At 66.2% G+C, this 18,770-nt stretch carries 25 protein-coding genes; 21 read left to right on the forward strand and 4 right to left on the reverse strand.

The window, feature by feature from the left end:
- Positions 1 to 294: SIS domain-containing protein (locus NJ75_RS22580; protein ID WP_039338581.1), on the forward strand; the 294-nt coding region annotated here is incomplete at its 5' end.
- A gap of 5 nt (positions 295 to 299) precedes the next feature.
- Here the strand turns inward: NJ75_RS22580 and NJ75_RS22585 are convergent.
- Both NJ75_RS22585 and NJ75_RS22590 read right to left on the reverse strand, forming a co-directional pair.
- Positions 300 to 839 carry a pseudouridine synthase gene (locus NJ75_RS22585; protein WP_039338583.1) on the reverse strand — a complete coding sequence of 180 codons (540 nt, stop codon included), beginning with the start codon at positions 837 to 839 and terminating at the stop codon, positions 300 to 302.
- Between the two features lie 9 nt (positions 840 to 848).
- On the reverse strand, positions 849 to 1,502 hold the full coding sequence (locus NJ75_RS22590; RefSeq protein WP_236727233.1) for a glutathione S-transferase family protein: 654 nt from the start codon (positions 1,500 to 1,502) through the stop codon (positions 849 to 851).
- Positions 1,503 to 1,596: 94 nt separating this feature from the next.
- Here NJ75_RS22590 and NJ75_RS22595 point away from each other — a divergent pair, with 94 nt between their 5' ends.
- Complete coding sequence (locus NJ75_RS22595) at positions 1,597 to 2,469, forward strand: MipA/OmpV family protein (RefSeq protein WP_236727234.1); 873 nt, start codon at positions 1,597 to 1,599, stop codon at positions 2,467 to 2,469.
- A 72-nt stretch (positions 2,470 to 2,541) separates the two neighbouring features.
- Here the strand turns inward: NJ75_RS22595 and NJ75_RS22600 are convergent, their stop codons facing one another.
- Together NJ75_RS22600 and NJ75_RS22605 are read right to left on the reverse strand one after the other, a co-directional pair.
- On the reverse strand, positions 2,542 to 2,835 hold the full coding sequence (locus tag NJ75_RS22600; RefSeq protein WP_052242786.1) for an usg protein: 294 nt from the start codon (positions 2,833 to 2,835) through the stop codon (positions 2,542 to 2,544).
- A 151-nt stretch (positions 2,836 to 2,986) separates the two neighbouring features.
- On the reverse strand, positions 2,987 to 3,628 hold the full coding sequence (locus NJ75_RS22605; protein ID WP_039338587.1) for a YqaA family protein: 642 nt from the start codon (positions 3,626 to 3,628) through the stop codon (positions 2,987 to 2,989).
- A gap of 330 nt (positions 3,629 to 3,958) precedes the next feature.
- On the opposite strand from NJ75_RS22605, the gene NJ75_RS22610 reads away from it, so the two are divergent.
- The 19 genes from NJ75_RS22610 to NJ75_RS22695 all read left to right on the forward strand — a co-directional run.
- The gene (locus tag NJ75_RS22610) at positions 3,959 to 4,390 is read left to right on the forward strand and encodes a hypothetical protein (protein WP_236727235.1); all 432 of its coding nucleotides are present in this window, start codon (positions 3,959 to 3,961) and stop codon (positions 4,388 to 4,390) included.
- Positions 4,383 to 5,720: a DNA-packaging protein gene (locus tag NJ75_RS22615; protein WP_039338588.1), complete on the forward strand. Its 1,338-nt coding sequence runs from the start codon at positions 4,383 to 4,385 to the stop codon at positions 5,718 to 5,720. Before NJ75_RS22610 ends, NJ75_RS22615 begins: the two co-directional genes overlap by 8 nt.
- A 108-nt stretch (positions 5,721 to 5,828) precedes the next feature.
- The gene (locus NJ75_RS22620) at positions 5,829 to 7,004 is read left to right on the forward strand and encodes a phage portal protein (RefSeq protein ID WP_039338590.1); all 1,176 of its coding nucleotides are present in this window, start codon (positions 5,829 to 5,831) and stop codon (positions 7,002 to 7,004) included.
- Positions 7,001 to 7,309 carry a DUF6127 family protein gene (locus tag NJ75_RS22625; RefSeq protein ID WP_039338591.1) on the forward strand — a complete coding sequence of 103 codons (309 nt, stop codon included), beginning with the start codon at positions 7,001 to 7,003 and terminating at the stop codon, positions 7,307 to 7,309. Before NJ75_RS22620 ends, NJ75_RS22625 begins: the two co-directional genes overlap by 4 nt.
- Positions 7,306 to 7,728 (forward strand): HK97 family phage prohead protease, encoded by a 423-nt coding sequence (locus tag NJ75_RS22630; RefSeq protein WP_039338594.1) that lies wholly within the window; start codon positions 7,306 to 7,308, stop codon positions 7,726 to 7,728. The genes NJ75_RS22625 and NJ75_RS22630 overlap by 4 nt, the downstream gene beginning before the upstream one ends.
- A 77-nt stretch (positions 7,729 to 7,805) precedes the next feature.
- A complete protein-coding gene (locus NJ75_RS22635) occupies positions 7,806 to 8,951 on the forward strand; it encodes a phage major capsid protein (RefSeq protein ID WP_039338623.1) in 1,146 nt (381 codons plus the stop codon).
- 110 nt (positions 8,952 to 9,061) lie between these two features.
- Positions 9,062 to 9,613 carry a head-tail connector protein gene (locus NJ75_RS22640; protein WP_039338596.1) on the forward strand — a complete coding sequence of 184 codons (552 nt, stop codon included), beginning with the start codon at positions 9,062 to 9,064 and terminating at the stop codon, positions 9,611 to 9,613.
- A complete protein-coding gene (locus NJ75_RS24660) occupies positions 9,610 to 9,768 on the forward strand; it encodes a hypothetical protein (RefSeq protein ID WP_156135949.1) in 159 nt (52 codons plus the stop codon). Before NJ75_RS22640 ends, NJ75_RS24660 begins: the two co-directional genes overlap by 4 nt.
- A gap of 3 nt (positions 9,769 to 9,771) precedes the next feature.
- Positions 9,772 to 10,167: a DUF3168 domain-containing protein gene (locus tag NJ75_RS22645; protein ID WP_039338597.1), complete on the forward strand. Its 396-nt coding sequence runs from the start codon at positions 9,772 to 9,774 to the stop codon at positions 10,165 to 10,167.
- 29 nt (positions 10,168 to 10,196) lie between these two features.
- The gene (locus tag NJ75_RS22650) at positions 10,197 to 10,604 is read left to right on the forward strand and encodes a phage major tail protein, TP901-1 family (protein WP_039338599.1); all 408 of its coding nucleotides are present in this window, start codon (positions 10,197 to 10,199) and stop codon (positions 10,602 to 10,604) included.
- Entirely contained in the window at positions 10,604 to 10,918 is a 315-nt protein-coding gene (locus NJ75_RS22655; protein ID WP_039338601.1) for a gene transfer agent family protein, read from the forward strand. Before NJ75_RS22650 ends, NJ75_RS22655 begins: the two co-directional genes overlap by 1 nt.
- Positions 10,915 to 11,112: a phage tail assembly chaperone gene (locus tag NJ75_RS22660; protein ID WP_039338603.1), complete on the forward strand. Its 198-nt coding sequence runs from the start codon at positions 10,915 to 10,917 to the stop codon at positions 11,110 to 11,112. The genes NJ75_RS22655 and NJ75_RS22660 overlap by 4 nt, the downstream gene beginning before the upstream one ends.
- Positions 11,102 to 11,680, forward strand: a complete 579-nt coding sequence (locus NJ75_RS22665) for a phage tail tape measure protein (protein WP_039338606.1) — start codon at positions 11,102 to 11,104, stop codon at positions 11,678 to 11,680. The genes NJ75_RS22660 and NJ75_RS22665 overlap by 11 nt, the downstream gene beginning before the upstream one ends.
- A gap of 18 nt (positions 11,681 to 11,698) precedes the next feature.
- On the forward strand, positions 11,699 to 14,038 hold the full coding sequence (locus NJ75_RS22670) for a DUF2460 domain-containing protein (RefSeq protein WP_039338608.1): 2,340 nt from the start codon (positions 11,699 to 11,701) through the stop codon (positions 14,036 to 14,038).
- Positions 14,035 to 14,853, forward strand: a complete 819-nt coding sequence (locus NJ75_RS22675; protein ID WP_039338610.1) for a DUF2163 domain-containing protein — start codon at positions 14,035 to 14,037, stop codon at positions 14,851 to 14,853. The genes NJ75_RS22670 and NJ75_RS22675 overlap by 4 nt, the downstream gene beginning before the upstream one ends.
- Complete coding sequence (locus NJ75_RS22680; protein ID WP_039338612.1) at positions 14,850 to 15,245, forward strand: NlpC/P60 family protein; 396 nt, start codon at positions 14,850 to 14,852, stop codon at positions 15,243 to 15,245. Before NJ75_RS22675 ends, NJ75_RS22680 begins: the two co-directional genes overlap by 4 nt.
- Positions 15,246 to 15,250: 5 nt before the next feature.
- Entirely contained in the window at positions 15,251 to 17,443 is a 2,193-nt protein-coding gene (locus tag NJ75_RS22685; RefSeq protein ID WP_039338614.1) for a phage tail protein, read from the forward strand.
- Positions 17,444 to 17,468: 25 nt separating this feature from the next.
- The gene (locus tag NJ75_RS22690) at positions 17,469 to 17,927 is read left to right on the forward strand and encodes a DUF2793 domain-containing protein (RefSeq protein WP_039338615.1); all 459 of its coding nucleotides are present in this window, start codon (positions 17,469 to 17,471) and stop codon (positions 17,925 to 17,927) included.
- 192 nt (positions 17,928 to 18,119) lie between these two features.
- Positions 18,120 to 18,770, forward strand: a 651-nt coding sequence (locus NJ75_RS22695) for an outer membrane protein (protein ID WP_039338625.1), incomplete at its 3' end; no start/stop codon positions are given.

An 18,770-nucleotide genomic window follows, 5' to 3' on the forward strand; every position in this document is an offset into this window, starting at 1 on the left:
GCTGTGCCGGTGATCGTGCTGGCGCCTTCCGGACCGCTCTTTGAAAAGACCGTCAGCAACATGCAGGAAGTGCGCGCCCGCGGCGGCAAGGTCGTGCTGATCTCGGACGCCGAAGGCATTGCCGAAGCGGGCGAGGGGTGCCTGGCCACCATCGAGATGCCGAAGGTCCACCCGCTGATCGCGCCGCTGGTCTATGCGGTGCCGGTGCAGTTGCTCGCCTACCATGTCGCCGTGGCCAAGGGCACTGACGTCGATCAGCCGCGCAACCTGGCGAAGTCGGTCACCGTAGAGTAACCGCTTTAGAGCGCTCGCCATTCTCCGGGCGCAATCCCGTCGAGTGTCCAGTCGCCGATCTGCCAGCGGACGAGGCGCAGTGTCGGGTGGCCGACGGCGGCGGTCATGCGGCGGACCTGGCGGTTGCGACCTTCGCGGATCGTGAGGCGCAACCAGCTGTCGGGGATCGATTTTCTCACGCGGATCGGCGGATCGCGGGGCCAGAGCGCCGGGTCGTCGATCCGCTCCGCCCTGGCGGGTAGGGTGGGGCCGTCCTTGAGCGTGACCCCCTTGCACAGCGCCTGCAGTGCGGCCTCGTCGGGCTCGCCTTCCACCTGAACGAGATAGGTTTTTGGCAGCTTGTGGCGCGGGTCGGCGATGCGGGACTGGAGGTGGCCGTCGTCGGTCAGGAGGAGCAGGCCTTCGCTGTCATGGTCAAGCCGGCCGGCCGGGTAAACGCCCGGGAAGTCTATGAAATCCGCGAGCGTGGGCCGGGGCGGGCCAGTGCGTTCGGGAGAGAACTGGCAGAGCACGCCAAAGGGCTTGTTGAACGCAATGAGGGCCATCCGCCGCGCTTAGGCGCTTGATTCCTGGGCGGCAATCGCGCGTTTCCAACTCTCGCGGGCAGAAAGCGAACTCCAGCGGTCGCGCAGCGAACTCGGCACGAACTCTTCGAGGCCGACCGACAGCGCGAGCATGATCGCATAGCCAACCGAGATGTCGGCCATGGTGAACCGTCCGGCAGCGACGAATTCCTCACCCATCATGCCTTCCGCATTCCGCAATCGCGAGCCGAACCATTCGGCGTAGTCGCGCGCGATTTCGGGGCGGCGCTCTCCGGGCCTGGCAAAGACCTGGTAGCGCAGGTGGATGGTCTGCGGGAAGGTGAGCGTCGCCTCGCCCATGACGAGGAAGTTGAGGTAGGCGGCGTAGCCTTCCTCGTGCGGGGCGACGGCGAGGTCCGTCGGGCCATACTTCGTGGCGAGGTAGTGCGGGATCGCGACGCTTTCGGTCATTCTCACATCGCCATCGATCAGGACCGGAATCGTGCCCAAGGGGTTGATTTCGTGCATGCCTTCATGCCGGTGGCGCGGCGGGAAGGGGAGGGTGTGGAGCCGGTAGGGCAGGCCCATTTCCTCAAGCGCCCAGAGCGCGCGGAAGGAGCGGGCGTTCTTGCAGTGGTAGAGCGTGAGCATGGCGTGAGGATTGCGGGACAGCGTGCGCAGCACAAGGGCAAGTTTTCGACACATTGCCGCAAAGTGCTGGTCGTGAAGGCAATCCATAGGACACGACGGGTCGTTACTTACACTGAGGAGAATAAGGATGCGTGTCATTCGGGCGATGGTGCCTACTGCCCTCGGGCTTTCCCTGGCGAATCTGGCCCTGCCGCATCCGGCATTGGCGCAGACAGCGCCTTCGGCCACCGCTCCTGTGCGGCCAGCGGGACCGCCGATGGCACCTCAGGGGTGGACGATGACCGTGGGCGTGGCGCCGGTGTTCGGCATGGCCTGGGCCGGATCGAAGGACACCGCACTGTCGATCTTCCCGGACCTGCGGATCAACTACAAGGACACGCTGTTCCTTTCGGTGCAGGATGGCCTCGGCTGGAACGCGGTGAACCGCGATGGCTGGAAGGCAGGGCCGATCGTGCGGACCCGCTTCGGGCGGAACGATGACGATGGCGGATCGCCGTTCCTGATTGCCGGGGGCAGCGATGCCCTGCGCGGGATGGGCGACGTGGACATTGCCGGCGAGGCCGGCGGCTTTGTCGAGAAGCGGCTGGGCGCGAAGAAGCAGTGGCGCCTGCGGGCCGAGGTCCGGCAGGGCTTTGGCGGGCACGAGGGCGTGGTGGGCGACGTGTTGGCGCAGTATTCCGGGCGCTCGGGCAAGGTGATCTATGCGGTGGGGCCGCGCGCGACCTTTGCCAGCGGCGATTTCATGCGGACCTATTACGGGGTGGATGGGGCCCAGGCGGCGCGCACGGGCCTGGCGGTTTCGCGGCCCGATGGCGGGCTGGTTTCCTACGGGTTGGGCGCCAGCCTGATCCGGCCGCTCAGTCCGAAGCGGGCGGTGGCGGTGTTTGCCGGCGTGGACCGGCTGGGCGGCGAGCCTGCGGCGAGTTCGCTGATCCGGGAGCGCGGGCAGCGCACGCAGTTTTCGGTCGGTCTGGGGTATTCCTACCGGTTTGGGCTTTAATATTCGGGGGGTGCGCCTTTGCCCACCCCCAACCCCTCCCGCAGGCGGGAGGGGAGAATAATGGGCTGACGATCAGTTGATGGAAATGACGCCATCGACGGCGCGCCATTCCTGCGGGCCAATCAGGTGATTGTGGGCGATGCGGACCGAGTGGAGGGCGGCCTCGATTTCGCGCCGCCAGTGATCGAGGAAGCCGTGGAGGCGCGGGAACCGGGGGGCGAGATCGTATTGCTGGAAGGCGAACATCTGCAGCAGGCTGGGGTGGTCCGGCAGGTAATAGTGGATCTGGATGGTGGTGAGGCCGTAGCCTTCCATCTGCAGCCGGATATCCTCCCCAAGGGTGTTGGCGCCTATCACACGTCCCATGCTCTTCCTTCCTTCGGTTCGGAAGGAGCACCGGCCTGAAAGGAGCGCGATGCTCCGACCCATGCAAAAGTCGCAAAGACAGTTTCAGTTGTGACGAAAAATCCTGAAGATGCGGTGAACCGTCAAGAGGCGCAAAAAGCGTATTCCACAATCAGGATGCGGTAACGGGCGCGATCTGTTCGCACTTGGCCTTGGTATCCGACGTGCCGCCGCCGCCGAGCATTGTCGCGGCGATGAAGCCACCGACGACGAGCAGGACGAAGCCGACGGTGACAAGGCCGAGGTACTTGTCGATGAAGCGCTTGATCGGCGCACCGAACAGGCGGAACAGCACGCCGACGATCATGAAGCTGATGGAGCGGCTGACGATGCTGGCAAGGATGAACGGCACCAGCGGCATGGCGATGAAACCGGCGGTGATCGTCAGCAGCTTGAACGGGATGGGCGTGGCGCCCTTGATCATGATGATCTCGACCCCGTATTCGCGCAGGTAGCACGCCGCCTTGGGGAAGCTCTCGGTCAGGTGCAGCGCGGCCAGCAGCTGGGTGCCGACAGTGTCATAGAGGCCATAGCCGATTGCGTAGCCGAGCAGACCGCCCAGCACCGACGCAATCGTGGCAACAGCGGCGAAGCGCACGGCCTTCCGGGGTTCAGCGAGACACATCAGGCCGAGCAGCGGATGCGGCGGGATCGGGAAGAAGCTTGCCTCCATGAACGCGAACAGCGCGAGCCACCATTCGGCATGGGGGTGCGCGGCCTTGGCCATGGTCCAATCGTAAAGGCGGCGAAGCATCGGGATCCCGTTCGTTGTTGCGGTTGTGCGGATAGGGGAGGCGGGGACGGAGTGCCAGACCTTCTTGTGGTTTGGTTATGCCGAAGGCCGAAGATAACCTTATTGGCACTTTTTGGTTGACTTTCCCGGTTGATTGAGTACATATCAAGAACATCGCGAGGCCGAATCGTTCTGAAAGCGCGAACGGCGGGGCGATGGCGTCAAGAAAGCTCAATTCCGAAAGGGATGGTCCGCATGGCCAAGCCGAAAGTGCAGCCGGGTGCCGATGAGTCATGTGCGGAGACTGCGTGCGCAGACGTTCCTGATAGGGAACTGGCACCTGCGCCACCGGTGAAGACGAATAAGAGCAACAGGCCGTGGCGACCGGTGTTTCTGGCCGTGCTGGCCGAAACGTCGAACGTGACGGCGGCGGCAGCGGCGGCGGACATTCCGGCCTCGCGGGCCTACAAGGACAAGCGCGACGACAGCGAATTTGCCGCCAGGTGGCGCGAGGCGCTGTGCGAGGGTTACGACCTGCTGGAGATCGAAGTGCTGCATCGGCTGCGCTTCGGCGAGCCGAAGGATGGTGCGAAGTTCGACAATGCGACCGCGCTGCGCCTGCTTTCGCAGCACCGCGAGACCGTGGCGCGCGAGCGGGCGATCCGCGACAATGCCGACGTCGAAGCCGTGCGCCAATCGCTCCATGCCAAGCTGCTGCAGATCCGCGAGCAAGTGCAGAAGCAGCGCCAGGCTGCGGCCATGGACGTGAGCGCGCATGGCTGAGCGGGCTTTGCTGGACTGGCTGTCCGATGCAAGCCCCGAGCGCGTTGCCGCTTTCGTCGAAGGACTGGACGACAAGGAGATTATCGAGTGGCCGTTCGACTGGCGGACCTGGGCGCGGGAAAACCAGCTTGCCCCGGACGACGACTGGCGGGTGTGGCTGGTCATGGCCGGGCGCGGGTTCGGCAAGACGCGGCTGGGCGCGGAATGGGTGCGCAGCGTGGCGGAGGGCGATCCGGAGGCGCGGATCGCGCTGATCGGATCATCGCTCCACGAAGCGCGCAGCGTGATGGTGGAAGGCGAGAGCGGGCTGCTTTCGATCGGGGCACCGTGGCGGCGGCCGACCTATGAAAGTTCGGTCCGGCGCCTGACTTGGCCGAACGGGGCACAGGCGTTCCTCTATTCGGCGGGCGAACCGGAAGCCTTGCGCGGGCCGCAGCACAGCCATGCCTGGTGCGACGAGATTGCCAAGTGGGACAACATGTCAAACCGGGCGCTTTCGACCTGGGACAACCTGCTGATGGGGCTGCGGCTGGGGAGCGATCCCAGGCTGGTGGCGACGACCACGCCGCGACCGGTGCCGCTGGTGGCGCGGGTCATGGGTGGCCAGAACTCGGACAGGCGTGAAGACGTGGTGGTGACGCGGGGCACGACCTTCGACAACGCCGCGAACCTGCCGGAGCGCTTCCTTGAGGCGATGCGCACGACTTTTGGCGGGACCATGCTAGGCCGGCAGGAACTGCTGGGCGAGATGATCGAGGATCTGGTGGGCGCGCTGTGGAGCCGCCGCCTGATCGAAGAGAGCCGCGAAGACGCAGCGCCGCCGTGCACGCGGATCGTGATCGGAGTGGACCCTCCGGCGAGCGCGCATGGCGATGCCTGCGGGATCGTGGTGTGCGGCATCGGGGATGACCGGATCGCCCGGGTGCTGGCCGACTGTTCGGTGGAACAGGCCAGTCCCGAGCGCTGGGCCCGCGCCGTCGTCAATGCCGCGCAGGCCTGGTCGGCTGACCGGGTGGTGGCCGAGGCGAACCAGGGTGGCGAGATGGTGAGCGCGGTGCTGCGTGCGGCACAGGCGAGCCTGCCCCTGCGCCTTGTCCATGCAAGCCGGGGCAAGGCGGCGCGGGCCGAGCCGGTGGCGGCGCTCTATGAAGCGGGGCGGGTGCGCCATGCCGGAATGTTCGCAAGGCTGGAGGACGAGTTGTGCGGAATGATGCCGGGCGGCGAATACCAGGGGCCGGGGCGATCTCCAGACCGGGCGGATGCCTGTGTCTGGGCGCTGACCGAGCTGATGCTGGGGCAACAGGCGGAGCCGCGCATCTGGTTTGATTGAAGGTTTTGGTGGTGCTGCTTGCCCACCCCACCCCCTCGCGCTTGCGGGAGGGGAGAAGAGAAGTGCGCCTTGCGGGGCGGTCATTCAGTTCATCATGAAAGGCAGACTATGTCGTTCTTTCAATCGCTTGCTGCTGCCTTCAAGGGCGAGGCGGTGACGCCGCGCGCGCCGCTGGGGCGCAGTTTCGTCTCGCCGTGGATTGCCGCTTCGGACTGGCGCGGGGATAGCGCCCGCGGGCCGATCAACTATCCCGTGGCGATCCGCGAGGCCTACTTGCGCAACCCGGTGGCACAGCGCGCGGTGCGGCTCGTGGCCGAAGGAATCGGCGGGGCACCGGTCAGGGCTTCGCAGCCCGAGCTGCTGGCGCTGATCAGCGAGACCAGCGCGGGCCAGCCGCTGATCGAGACGCTGGCGGCGCATCTGCTGCTGCACGGCAATGCCTATGTCCAGGTGCTGCGCGATGCCGATGGCGTGCCGGTGGAGCTGTTTGCGCTGCGGCCCGAGCGGGTGACGGTGATCCCCGATGCTGGCGGATGGCCTGCGGCCTTTGCCTACAAGGTCGGCGAGAAGGCGATGCGGATCGAGGCGACGGACGACTTCGGGCGTCCAAATCTGATCCATGTGAAGCACTTCCATCCGCTTGACGATCATTATGGCGCGGGGTGCCTGGAGGCAGCCGAGGAGGCTGTGGCCATCCACAATGCAGCGGCGGGCTGGAACCGCGCGTTGCTGGAGAATGCGGCGCGGCCTTCAGGGGCGCTGGTCTATGATCCCGGCGAGCCGGGGGCGGCTCTCTCTGCCGACCAGTTCGAGCGGATCAAGGCGGAGCTGACGGCGGCCTATTCGGGCATGGGCAATGCCGGGAGGCCGATGCTGCTGGAAGGCGGCCTCAAGTGGCAGGCGCTGGCGCTGACCCCTGCGGACATGGACTTTGCCACGCTCAAGGCGGCGGCGGCGCGCGACATCGCTCTGGCCTTCGGCGTGCCGCCGATGCTGCTGGGGATTCCGGGCGACAACACTTATGCGAACTATCGCGAGGCGAACCGGGCGCTGTGGCGGCTGACGCTGCTGCCGCTCGCGGGGAAGGTGCTCTCCGCGCTGGCCGAGGGGCTGTCAGGTTCGTTTGCCGGGGCGGCGCTGAGCGTCGATCTCGATGCGGTGCCGGCGCTGGCCGAGGATCGCGAGCGGTTGTGGGCCCAGGTTTCGGGCGCGGACTTCCTTTCGGCTGAGGAGAAGCGCCAAATGCTCGGCTTTGGGCTCGGGATCGGTGAGGTGGCGGCATGACCCGCGAGGACATGCTGGCGCGGCTGGTCGCGCAGGCCGAGGACGAGGGCGGCGATCTCGTCACCTTGCGGGCGATCGTGGAGGAGGCTTCGGACCTCGGCGCGGCGCGGGTGCTGAGCCGGATGGGGCTGGCTGACGATCATGCGCCGACCGACATGGCAGAGCTGCGTCAGCTGCTGGGCGCCTGGCGCGATGCCAAGGCGAGCGCGTGGAAGGCCGTGGTGACCTGGGTGGTGCGGGGCCTGCTGGCGCTGCTGCTGCTGGGCATCGCGGTGCGCACGGGCCTGATGGAGCTGGTGCGTTGAGCGCCCCGGTGCGGTTCGCGGGCTACGCCGCGATCTTCCGCAAGCGCGACAGCGGCGGCGATACGATCCTGCCGGGCGCGTTCAAGGGCAGTCTCGAGCGCAGGCTCGCCGAAGGGCTGAAGCTGCCGCTGCTGTGGCAGCACCGCCCCGACCAGCGCATCGGCTGGATCGAGAGCGCAGGCGAGGACGAGCGCGGCCTGCGCGTGGTGGCGCGGATCGATGCCGCGGATTCGGCGGCGGCGCGGGCGCTCAAGAACGGCGCGGTGGACGGGCTTTCGTTCGGATACCGCGTGCTCAAGGGCCGGGCGCTGCCGGGAGGGCGCGAGCTCGAGGACCTCGACCTGTTCGAGGTGAGCCTGGTGACCCGGCCGATGCAGCCGCTGGCGCGGGTCCACTACGTCGAGCCCGAGGCGGGCTGATTTTCCCGAAACCGAAGTCCCCGATGGGCCGCGCGGTCCCGTGCGACCTGTTTCATGCAGAAAGGACGTTGAGCCACATGGATAATCTGGAGATCGAAACCAAGGCCGATGCCATCGCTGAATCGTTCGACATCGTCGAGCGCCAGGATGCGCACGATGCCGCCATCGCCGCGCTGCGCAGCGAGGTGGAGGAAGTGAAAGGCCGGATCGAGCGGGCGGGCCGCATGGCGGTTCGTCCCATGCTCGCTGGCAGTGCGGAAGGCGGTCAGGAGATCAACGGCTTCATCGACGGCTATGTCCGCCATGGCCGCGAGACCGAGCTGAAGGCGCTTTCGGGCACCGTACCGGCCGATGGCGGCTTTGCCGTGCCGCAGAAGATCGACGAGATGATCGCGCGCCGCATGGTGGAGATCAGCCCGATCCGTTCGGTGGCCAATGTCGTGCAGACCGGCACTTCGGGCTTCCGTCGCCTGGTGTCGATCGGCGGCGCGGCTTCGGGCTGGGTCAGCGAGACCGGGGCGCGTCCCGAAACGGCAAGCCCCAAGCTGGCCGAGATCCTGCCGCCGACCGGAGAACTCTACGCCAATCCTTCGGCGACGCAGGCGATGCTCGATGACGCGGCGTTCGATGTCGAGAGCTGGCTGGCGGGCGAGATCGCGACCGAATTTGCTCGCGCCGAAGGTGCGGCGTTCATCAACGGTACCGGCACCAACCAGCCCAAGGGCTTCCTCACCGCCACGACCAGCGCTGCAGGCGACAATACCCGTGCCTTCGGGGCGCTGCAGTTCATCGGTTCGGGCAATGCCTCCGGCTTTGATAGTGCGCCGGAGGCCAAGCTGATCGATCTGGTGTTCCAGATGAAGGCGCCGCTGCGCCAGGGCGCAGTGTGGGTGATGAACTCGACCACGCTGGCGACGATCCGCAAGCTCAAGACTTCGGACGGCGCGTTCCTGTGGCAGCCGGGTCTGGTACAGGGCCAGCCCGATCGCCTGCTCGGCTATCCGGTGGTCGAGGCCGAGGACATGCCGGATGTGGCGGCCAACGCCTTCCCGATCGCGTTCGGCAACTTCAAGGCCGGCTACCTGATCGCGGAACGCCGCCAGACGACGATCCTGCGCGATCCCTATACCAACAAGCCCTACGTCCAGTTCTATGCCACCCGCCGCGTGGGCGGGCAGGTCATGGACAGCGATGCGATCAAGCTGCTGAGAATCACGGCCTGATCGGCGTTCGGCTGACCCTTCCGGAAGCCTGACGGCCTCCGGATGCCTGCGGCGGTTCCTCCCCCTGCCGCCGCAGGCCCCCTTTCCTTCCAAGATGACCGGAGATTGCCATGATGCGGGCAATTGTCGCGCCGCCAGCCGTGGCCTCGGCGGCGCTTAGCGAACTGAAGGCCTGGCTCGGGATTTCCCGGACCGCCGACGATGGCGAGCTGGCCTCGCTGATGCGCGCCGCGTTTGACGTGTGCGAGGGCTTTACCGGCACGATGCCGCTGCAATCGGGCTGCGAGGACGTGCTGGAAGCCAGTGGCGAGTGGCAGGCGCTCTCGGCGCGACCGGTTACCGCGATCACCGCGATGGCAGGTCTGAGCACGGGGGGTCTGCGCACGGCGCTGGCTTCGACCGATTACGAGCTGGACATTCGTGCCGATGGCACCGGCCTTGTGCGGTTGCGCCGGCCGATCGAGCAGACGCGGGTGGTGGTGACCTATGTTGCCGGTCTTGCCAGCGACTGGACCACTTTGCCCGAGGCGATCCGCCATGGCGTGATCCGGCTTGCGGCGCACCAGCATCGCGCGCGTGACGACGATAAGAAGGCGGCAACGCTGCCGCCGGCCGTGGTCGCCGCGCTGTGGCGGCCGTGGCGGCGGATGCGCCTCGCATGATCGAGGGGCGGGCTGATGGCGCCGGGCTGGTGCGGCGGCTGACCGAGAAAGCGCAGGCGCTGGCCAAGGCGCGGGCGGCAATGCTGGCGCAGGGCAAGAGCGCGCGGCGGTGGCGCCAGGCAGGTTTGCTCTGGCCCTTGTTCGGAAAGGAATAGGCAATGGAAATTCCCTTTCGCGCCGTGCTGATCGACTGGCTGGCAAATGATCCGGCGCTGGGCGCGGCGCTCAACGCGGTGGTCGAGGAAGCACCTTCGCGCGTGGCCTTGCCGTGGCTGGCGCTGACGGCAAGCGCGAGCACCAACTGGGGCACCAAGACGCTCGCCGGGCGCGAGATCCGCGTGGCGCTGGAGCTGAACTTTCGCAGCGACGATCCGCTGGGCTGCGCGGCGCTGGTCGCGGCGATCGAGGCGCGGGTCGAGAGCCTGCCCTACGACCAGGCAGCGAGTGGTTTCCGCATTGCCAGCCTGGCGATGCTGAAGGCGCGGGCCGAACAGCGTGGCGAAGCGGTGCGGGTGGTCGTGCTGGAATATCGGGCGCGCGTGATGGCGGCCTGACACCTCATTCTGTTTCAAGGAGAACCGACATGGCAGCACAGAAAGGAAGCGCCTTTCTGCTGAAGATCAGCGATGGCGCGGCAACGCCGACCTACAACACCGTGGCGGGCCTGCGGACCACGCAGATGTCCATCAACGGCGAGGCGGTGGTCATAACCTCGAAGGATTCGGGCGGGTGGCGCGAGCTGCTTTCCGGTGCGGGGACGCGCTCGGTGACGGTGAGCGCGGCGGGCATCTTCCTTGGCAGCGCGGCTGAAGGCCAGGTGCGCGGCTATGCCCTTTCCGGGACCATCGCCGACTACGAGCTGTCGTTCGAGGGTGGCGAGAAGATGCGTGGGCGTTTCCTCGTCCAGCGGCTCGACTACTCGGGCGATTTCAACGGCGAGCGCAACTATACGATGACGCTCGAAAGCTCGGGCGTGGTGGCGCAGGTCTGATGGCGGATGCAGCCAACCCGCACCGCGGTGAAGCGGTGCTATCGCTTGGCGGGCAGCCGCTGGTGCTGCGCCCGACCTTCGGCGCCCTGGTGGCAGCGGAGGAGGAACTCGGCTCGCTGTTTGCATTGGTCGAGCGGGCGAGCGCCGGGCAGCTGCGGCTGGGCGAGATGGTCGCGCTGTTCTGGCACGCCTTGCGCGATCGCAACGGGCTTGAGCGCGCCGACTTTGCCGAGGCGGTGGCGCGCGAAGGACTGGCCGCCTGTACGCCGGTGCTGCGTGCACTGATCGTGCAGGTGCTGAAGGGCGGCGGATGAGCGGCACCTTCGGCAAGGTGGCAGCGCGGCTATCGGGACAGGCCGCGCTGCTGCTGGGCTGGTCACCCAACCGGTTCTGGTCGGCGACACCCGAGGAACTGGCCACCGTCCTTGCCGCGATGCGCACGCCCGATGGCGAGGGCGTGGATCGCGGCACAATCGACAGACTGATGGAGCAAGATCGTGACGGATGAACTCGACACGCTGATGATCGACGTGCGCGCCAATACGTCCGGCTTCACGGCGGACCTGGCGCAGATGCGCGGGAGCTTCGATTCGATCCTGGTCGACGGGTTCGGCCGGGCAGGCGACACGCTGGAGCGCGGATTGCTGGGTGCGATCCGGCGCGGCTCGCTGGGGTTCGAAGACTTGCGACGCGTGGCGCTGAACGTGGTCGGCGACATTGCCGCGCAGGCGCTGCAGACCGGGATCGGCTCGATTGGCGGGGCAACGGGCGCGCAATCGGGCGGGATCGGCGGCCTGCTGACGGGACTGGTCTCATCGATCTTCGGATTGCCGGGGCGCGCCACGGGCGGGCCGGTGGCACCGGGCAGGGGTTACCTCGTGGGCGAGCGTGGTCCGGAGCTGTTCGTGCCGACGTCAGCCGGGCGCGTGGAGCCTTCGGTCGGCGGGGGGCGAGGGCGGGACGTGAACGTTTCGATTCGGATCGTCAGCCCGCAAGGCAGCAACCAGCCCGAAAGCCTGCGCCGTTCGGGCAAGCAGGTGGCGCAGGCGGTGCGCCGTGCTCTCAACGAATTCTGATCAGGCGGGGAACCGGCGATGAGTTACTGGCTGGCCAAGCGCCGCACGGTGCAGCATACCGACACGATCCAGCGCTTCGATCCGCGCTTTTGGACGGTGAATTTCCCAAGGCCCGCAATGGCCTCGGTGGTGACGACCGCGCCCGATGCGCTGCGGGTGGACGCGGTGTTCCGCAAGGCGGACGATCTGGTCGGGCTGATCTGGGAATCCGAAGACAAGTGGGATCACCCGCTGCTGGCCTATGAAACGCGGCGCGATTATTCGCGGCTGACGCTTTCGTTCCGCTGGCGATCGGGCGGGGTCCTGCCCCTTGATGCGGTAAACGGGCCGACGCTGACCATCGAGGGACGCGATGCGGCTGGCAATGCGCGGGCCTGGTACGTGCGGCTGTGGAACTATGCCAGCGGCTCGCCAACCGATGCGCAGATCACGCTGAAGTTTTCAGAACTCGACGGCGGGTTCCTGCTGCCGGCCGAAGCTGACCCGGTGCATCCGGCGGATATCGACCGGCTGTTCATCTCGCTGGTGGCGCCGGGCTATGCGCCGGGCAGTGCGACGCCGTTTGCGACTTCGGCGGCGGGGTGGGCGGAGCTTTCCGATATTTCCTGCCAGGGGCACAAGCCGATGCTGGAACTGGGTGACGTGATGGTCCCGCCGCATGGCCTCGCCATGTGCACCGGCTATGACGACGCCTACAACCTGACGCCGGCACGACTGCTGCGGCAGATCCGGGGCCTGGGCTATCGCGGCAGCATCAACCACTACATCGGCATGAGCCACTTCTATTCGCTAGTACCGGACGGGGCAGGCGGGTTCGTGGTCGATCCCTGGCAGCCAGCGATGAACCCGGCGGCGCAAAAGTGGCATGAGGCGTTCTTCGCCGGGGCCAAGGCAATGGGGCAGACGATCATCGCCTCGCAATCCTATGAGGTGCTGGCGCAGAACTGCCCGGCGGCGTGGCAGCAGAAGGCGTGGGACGGAGCGCCGGCCCGGACGGGATGGGTGCCGCCTTCGGCACTGCTTTCGCCCGCGAACGCACAGGCGATGGCGTGGGTGCGCAAGGTTGGCGTGGCGCTGGTCGGCCTGATGCAGGGCGCCGGGCTGCCGGTGCGGCATCAGGTGGGCGAACCGTGGTGGTGGGTGACGCAGGACCGGCGCATCTGCATCTACGACGACGCGGCCAAGGCGGCGTTTGGCGGCAGTCCCGTAAACATTCCGGACATGGGCGCGAACCTTGACGCGGCGCAGAAGAGCCTGCTCGATCAGGCAGGCGCCTTGCTGGCGCAATCGACGGCGGACCTCGCCGCAGCGGTGAAAGCGGCTGCGGGCAGTGCCGGGGCGGAGAGGCTGCTGCTGGCATTCCTGCCGACCGTGCTCGATCCCGTGACGCCCGAGGCTTACCGCGCGAATCTGCCCGTCGGATGGGCCTCGCCTGCTTTCGACGTGCTGCAGCTGGAAGACTACGATTGGGTCACGGCGGGCAAGGATGCGCTGCGCGCCGAGGCGCGGGTGATGGCCGAGGCGCGACTGGGCTACCCGCGATCGAAGCAGCACTACCTCTCAGGCTTCGTGCTGTTTGCGGACAATGCGGAAGTGGAATGGGCCCGCATCGATGCGGCGGCGAGCGAGGCGGCTGGCCTTGGGGTGGCGGAAACCTTCATCTGGGCTCTGCCGCAGGTTTCGCGCGACGGCTTTACCCGGCTTCCCGACAAGAGCGGAGACGAGACCATGCAATCCTTTGACGATGTCCTGTTCCCGCTGGCGCTGGGACGGGACGCTTCGGTGACGCCGGAATTCTCGACCAATGTCACGATCACGGCTTCGGGCTTCGAGCGGCGTAACAGCCTGTGGTCGGATGCCAGGCTGCGCTTTGACGTGGGGCCGGGCGTGCGGTCCGAGGCGGAACTGGGCGAGTTGATCGCATTCTTCCGGGCGCGGCGCGGGCAGGCGCGCGGGTTTCGCTTGCGCGATCCTTCGGACTTCAGCTCCAACGGGATGACCGGGGTGCCGACGCCGACGGACCAGATTCTGGGGACCGGCGATGGCGCGACTGCGCGCTTTGCCCTGGTCAAGCACTATGGCGACGGGGCCGATGCGCAGAAGCGGCGGATCACCCGGCCGCGCGCGGAAACGCTGAGGGTGAGTGTCGACGGTGCCGAGACCGGCGATTTTTCACTCGATGCCAAAGGCGTGCTGGTGTTCGCGACGGCGCCGGCCGCAGGCTCGGTGGTGCGGGCCGGCTTCCTCTTCGACGTGCCGGTGCGGTTTGCCGAGGACCGTCTCGACATTTCGGGCGCGGAATTCGCGGCTGGCGAGGCGCCGAGCGTGCCGCTGGTCGAACTGCGAGAAGACGCATGAGCCGGACCTGGTTCAGCCAGCCCCTTGAGACCGTGGCGGTGTGGTGGCGGATCGAGCGGCGCGACGGTGTGGCGCTGGGCTTCACCAGCCATGACCGCGATCTGGTATTCGCCGGGCTTCGCCACCGGACGGCGCCGGGAATGGTGCCATCGGCCGTGCGTCGGACAGCGACGCTGGAGGCGGACTCGGCGGAAGTCTCCGGCGCACTGGCGCACGATGCGATAGGCGAGGCGGAGCTTGCCAGCGGACGGTTCGACGGCGCGCGCGTGGCGATGGGGCTGGTCGATTGGGAAAGCCTGGAGTTCGAGGCGCTGTTCACCGGGACGATCGGATCGGTCGGTCGTGAGGGGGAGCAGTTCTCGGCCGAACTGGAGTCGCTCAAGCAGGTGCTTGCGCGCGATCTGGTGCCGCGCACGTCGCCGACCTGCCGCGCCGAGTTCTGTGGCGAGGGTTGCACGCTTTCTTCGGCCCGCTTCACGCATGAGGCCACGTTGACCGAGGTGGGGGCAGGCCGACAATGGGTCAGGGCCAGCGGCATTGTTGCGGCCGATTTCGCTTTCGGCTGGCTGAGGCCGGTGGATGGCGGCGATGCCGGGGCGGTGCTGCGCGTGCGCGTGGTGGATGATGGATGGCTCGTGCTCGACCGCCCCCTGGCTGAAGACGCGACGGCGGGGCAGCGGGTTGTGCTGCGTGAGGGATGCGATCACACGATTGCAACCTGTTCAACGCGGTTCGGCAATGCCGTGAATTTCCAGGGCGAGCCGTATCTTCCCGGCAACGACCTGCTCACCCGTTATCCGGCGGCGCAAGGATGAGCCGGGCGCTTGCCGAGGCGGCGCTGGGCCTGGTGGGGGTGCCGTTCCGGTTGCACGGGCGCGATCCGGCTTCCGGCCTCGATTGCGTGGGACTGGTGGCCGAAGCGCTGCGCCGCGCCGGGCGGCAGCCTGATCCGCCCGAGGGCTATGCGCTGCGTTCGACCAGTGTGGCGCGGTTCCTGCGCTGCGCCGCGGCAAGCGGGCTGACGGAATGTGCGGACGGTGGCGATGTTGTGTTGTGCCGGGTCGGGCCGGTGCAATCGCATCTGGCGGTGCGCGTGCCTGGCGGCTTCGTTCATGCACACGCTTCATTGGGCCGAGTGACATTTCTGCCCGGGCCGCTTCCATGGTTGGTCAGCCTGCAATGGCGACTGGCAGACGAGAAGGATTGATTGCGATGGCAACCCTGCTTCTTACCGCCGTGGGCACCGCATTCGGCGGGCCGCTGGGCGGTGCGATCGGCGCGCTGCTCGGACAGCAGATCGACGGCGCGGTATTCGGCAAGCGCAAGGTCGAGGGGCCAAGGCTCAAGGAGCTGTCGGTCCAGACTTCCAGCTATGGGTCGGCATTGCCGATGCATTTCGGCCGAATTCGTTCGTCGGGCAGCGTGATCTGGTCGACCGAACTGGTCGAGCACAAGCAGAAGAACGGTGGCGGGAAAGGCCAGCCCTCTGTCACCAGCTATACTTACACCGCATCGTTTGCAGTCGCCGTATCGAGCAGACCCGTTACGGGGATCGGGCGCATCTGGGCAGACGGAAACCTTCTGCGCGGGGCGGCAGGCGATCTGAAAGTGGGCGGAAGCGTCCGCGTGCATCGAGGTTATGCCGACCAGGCTCCTGATCCGCTGCTCGTGCAGGCCGAAGGCGCAGCGCTGAATCCGGCTTATCGTAGCTTGGCCTATGTCGTGTTCGAGGATCTCGAGCTGGCCGATTTCGGCAATCGTCTTCCTTCCCTGACCTTCGAAATCCTGGCCGACGAAAGCGCGGTCAGTGCGGCCGACGTCGTGCAGTTCCTGCTGCCGACCGCCGACGTCTCGGGTATCGGTTCGCTTACGCTGGCAGGATATTCCGTCGAGCAGGGCGGGGTGGCTGACGCGGTGGCTACGCTGGCCGAGCTATCGCCGATTGCCTGCACCGTGGCCGACGAGAGGTTGCGCTTCCGGCTTGGCGACGACAGCCAGGCAACTACCCTTTCCTTGCCGCAGCCGTGTGCCGGCGGCGAATCCGCCGAGGATGCGCGTGCAAGCGGCTGGTCGCGTCGGCGCGAGGCGCTTCCGGTGTCGCAGCAATGTGCGGTCCGCTACTACGATATCGGGCGGGACTATCAGCCGGGCCTGCAGCGCAGCATTGGCCGCAGTGCCCCCGGAGACGTGGCTACCATTGAACTCCCGGCGGCGATGACGGCCGCTGAAGCTAGCGTCATTGCGGATCGCGCAGCGCGCCGTCGGACGATTGCGCACGACACCCTTCGTTACCGCATAACCGAGATCGACCACGCTTTTGCCCCCGGTGCCATTGTGACCACTCCCGTCACCGAAGGCCGGTGGCGGGTGGAGCAATGGGAATGGCAGGCGGACGGGGTAATGCTGGACCTGGTCGCAGTGCCGCCATCCGCACCTGTGGATACGACGATCAGCGATGCGGGCCGGGCGAATCAGGCTCTCGATCTGCAACCGGGACCGACGTCGCTGGCAGCGTTTGAGTTGCCCTGGGACGGCGTGGGCGATCCGACTAAAGTCAAGCTTCAAGTGGCTGCTTCATCTCAAAGCGCCGGGTGGACCGGTGCCTCCTTGTTCGTCCAAGTCGGCGATGGTCAGCTTGCGGCAATCGGATCGACAGGCCGACGCCGCGCAGTGCTTGGGCGCACCCTTACGCGACTGCCCGCAGGGACGCCGCTGATGTTCGACGCACATGCCACGGTTGATGTGGCACTTGTGCCGCAGGATGCAGCGTTAGCTGACGCGACATGGGCCCAATTGATGCGAGGCAGCAATCTTTCATACCTCGGATCAGAGCTCATCCAGTTTTCGCGCGCAGAAAGGCTTGCGAACGGAACATGGCGGATCAGCGGCCTCCTTCGCGGGCGTGGGGGAACTGAGGCAGCCATCTCCAACCATGCCAGCGATGAGCCTTTCGTGTTGATCGATGATTCCCTGACAATGATCGATCCATCGGACGTGACCGAAGGACTCCAGATCGCAGCGCTCGGGCTTGGCGACCCGGAAGTCGTCACAACCGAGGTGATCAACCGCGGCATAGGCTTGCGACCATTGGCCCCAGTCCACGGCCAGGCAAAACGCCTCGCCGATGGGGGGCTGCAATTGGACTGGATCCGGCGATCGCGCGGCGGCTGGGCTTGGCTGAACGAGCTCGATGTCCCTCTCAATGAGCCTCAGGAACTCTGGCAGATCGCTTATGGCACTGCGGACGCGGTGAACGTCACCTGGAACACGACCGAGCCACGCCTGCGGCTTACATCCGCGCAGGTTTCAGCCCTGGGCCCGGCGACGGAGGCGCACCGCTTCAGCATTCGGCAGGTGGGAAGGACCTCCCTGTCATTGCCGCTGATCGTCACGGCACCAGAATGACCCGCCAGTATGAAAAGGGAAACCAATGACTGACCCTATCAGCTATTCGACGTCGACCGCACGACTGGGTCTCCCGCTGCTCTTTGCCGGCCAGGCGCAGAAGGAGACCACGGTGAACGAGGCGCTTGCCTTGCTGGATATTTGCGTGGCCGGTTCTGTCCAAGGCGTTCTGAATGATCCGCCGACTGCCCCTGTAATCGGACAGGCATGGATCGTGGGGGCAAGTCCGACCGGGCCATTCGCCAACCACCAAAACGCGATTGCGGGCTGGACGGAAGGGGGCTGGCGGTTTGTGCAGCCAGTCATCGGCATGCGCTGCTATGATCTCCAGAACGGCGCCAACCGTCTGTTTGACGGTGGCTGGACTCTTGCAACGGCCCCGGCCAGCCCGCAAGGTGGAGCAGTTGTCGATGCCGAGGCACGGGCCGCGATCGCAGCCTTGATCGAACTGCTTAAAGTAACCGGCACAATTTCAGCGAACTAAGTGGAACCAATTCCCTCTAGCGGCATTTCACCGGCACATGAGGGCGCAATCATCGAGAATTTGCACTGCACAATGGAGGCAATCCGTTGTTTTCATGCAACACTCGGTGTGTTTGTCCGCTTGCATGACCACTTTGGAACCGGTAGACAACCTGCACGACGTGGCATGATGTCGCTAAAAGGGGAAACGATAATGCGGAAACTGGTCCTGGGCCTTGCCCTGGCGTCGAGTGCCTTGGCATCTCCTGCGTTTGCACGAGATGATTCTTGGTACGTCGAGGCCGACGCTGGCGCGATGAAGGTTGAAGACTCGGAAGCACTTAACGGTGGGATCGTTCTGAGCAACCACGATGGGTACGACTTCGGTGGTATCGTCGGTTATGACTTCGGCGGTTTCCGCCTTGAAAGCGAAGTCAGCTACCGTCGTGCATACAATGACTCGGTCGACATCGGCGGTGTGGTGCGTGACAACCCGCAGGGGCATGCTGACGCGCTGAGCTTCATGGTCAACGGTCTGCTTGACTTCGGTCCGGACGATGGCATCCAGGGCTTCGTTGGCGGTGGTGTCGGCGTCGCCCGCTCCAAGTACTTCATCAACGCTGGTAACTCCACCGTCGGCGTCCAGGTCAATGACTCCGACACTGGTTTTGCATGGCAGGCTCTGGCCGGTATCCGTGCGCCGATCAGCGATCACGTCGATGTGGGCCTGAAGTATCGCTTCTTCAACCACAACAACGTCGATCTGGTTGCTGCTGACGGCACCGCTGCTCGTACGCGCTTCCGTTCGCACTCGATCCTCGGCACGCTGAGCTACAACTTCGGTGGCGCGGCTCCGGTGGAAGAA

Origin of the sequence: Novosphingobium subterraneum, from assembly GCF_000807925.1 — a bacterium.
Lineage (GTDB): Bacteria > Pseudomonadota > Alphaproteobacteria > Sphingomonadales > Sphingomonadaceae > Novosphingobium > Novosphingobium subterraneum.

Coding starts and splice junctions, on each gene's coding strand:
- NJ75_RS22585 (WP_039338583.1), bottom strand. CDS start 839: ATGGCCCTCATTGCGTTCAACAAGCCCTTTGGCGTGCTCTGCCAGTTC.
- NJ75_RS22595 (WP_236727234.1), top strand. CDS start 1,597: ATGCGTGTCATTCGGGCGATGGTGCCTACTGCCCTCGGGCTTTCCCTG.
- NJ75_RS22600 (WP_052242786.1), bottom strand. CDS start 2,835: ATGGGACGTGTGATAGGCGCCAACACCCTTGGGGAGGATATCCGGCTG.
- NJ75_RS22605 (WP_039338587.1), bottom strand. CDS start 3,628: ATGCTTCGCCGCCTTTACGATTGGACCATGGCCAAGGCCGCGCACCCC.
- NJ75_RS22615 (WP_039338588.1), top strand. CDS start 4,383: ATGGCTGAGCGGGCTTTGCTGGACTGGCTGTCCGATGCAAGCCCCGAG.
- NJ75_RS22620 (WP_039338590.1), top strand. CDS start 5,829: ATGTCGTTCTTTCAATCGCTTGCTGCTGCCTTCAAGGGCGAGGCGGTG.
- NJ75_RS22625 (WP_039338591.1), top strand. CDS start 7,001: ATGACCCGCGAGGACATGCTGGCGCGGCTGGTCGCGCAGGCCGAGGAC.
- NJ75_RS22635 (WP_039338623.1), top strand. CDS start 7,806: ATGGATAATCTGGAGATCGAAACCAAGGCCGATGCCATCGCTGAATCG.
- NJ75_RS22640 (WP_039338596.1), top strand. CDS start 9,062: ATGATGCGGGCAATTGTCGCGCCGCCAGCCGTGGCCTCGGCGGCGCTT.
- NJ75_RS24660 (WP_156135949.1), top strand. CDS start 9,610: ATGATCGAGGGGCGGGCTGATGGCGCCGGGCTGGTGCGGCGGCTGACC.
- NJ75_RS22645 (WP_039338597.1), top strand. CDS start 9,772: ATGGAAATTCCCTTTCGCGCCGTGCTGATCGACTGGCTGGCAAATGAT.
- NJ75_RS22650 (WP_039338599.1), top strand. CDS start 10,197: ATGGCAGCACAGAAAGGAAGCGCCTTTCTGCTGAAGATCAGCGATGGC.
- NJ75_RS22655 (WP_039338601.1), top strand. CDS start 10,604: ATGGCGGATGCAGCCAACCCGCACCGCGGTGAAGCGGTGCTATCGCTT.
- NJ75_RS22660 (WP_039338603.1), top strand. CDS start 10,915: ATGAGCGGCACCTTCGGCAAGGTGGCAGCGCGGCTATCGGGACAGGCC.
- NJ75_RS22670 (WP_039338608.1), top strand. CDS start 11,699: ATGAGTTACTGGCTGGCCAAGCGCCGCACGGTGCAGCATACCGACACG.
- NJ75_RS22675 (WP_039338610.1), top strand. CDS start 14,035: ATGAGCCGGACCTGGTTCAGCCAGCCCCTTGAGACCGTGGCGGTGTGG.
- NJ75_RS22680 (WP_039338612.1), top strand. CDS start 14,850: ATGAGCCGGGCGCTTGCCGAGGCGGCGCTGGGCCTGGTGGGGGTGCCG.
- NJ75_RS22685 (WP_039338614.1), top strand. CDS start 15,251: ATGGCAACCCTGCTTCTTACCGCCGTGGGCACCGCATTCGGCGGGCCG.
- NJ75_RS22690 (WP_039338615.1), top strand. CDS start 17,469: ATGACTGACCCTATCAGCTATTCGACGTCGACCGCACGACTGGGTCTC.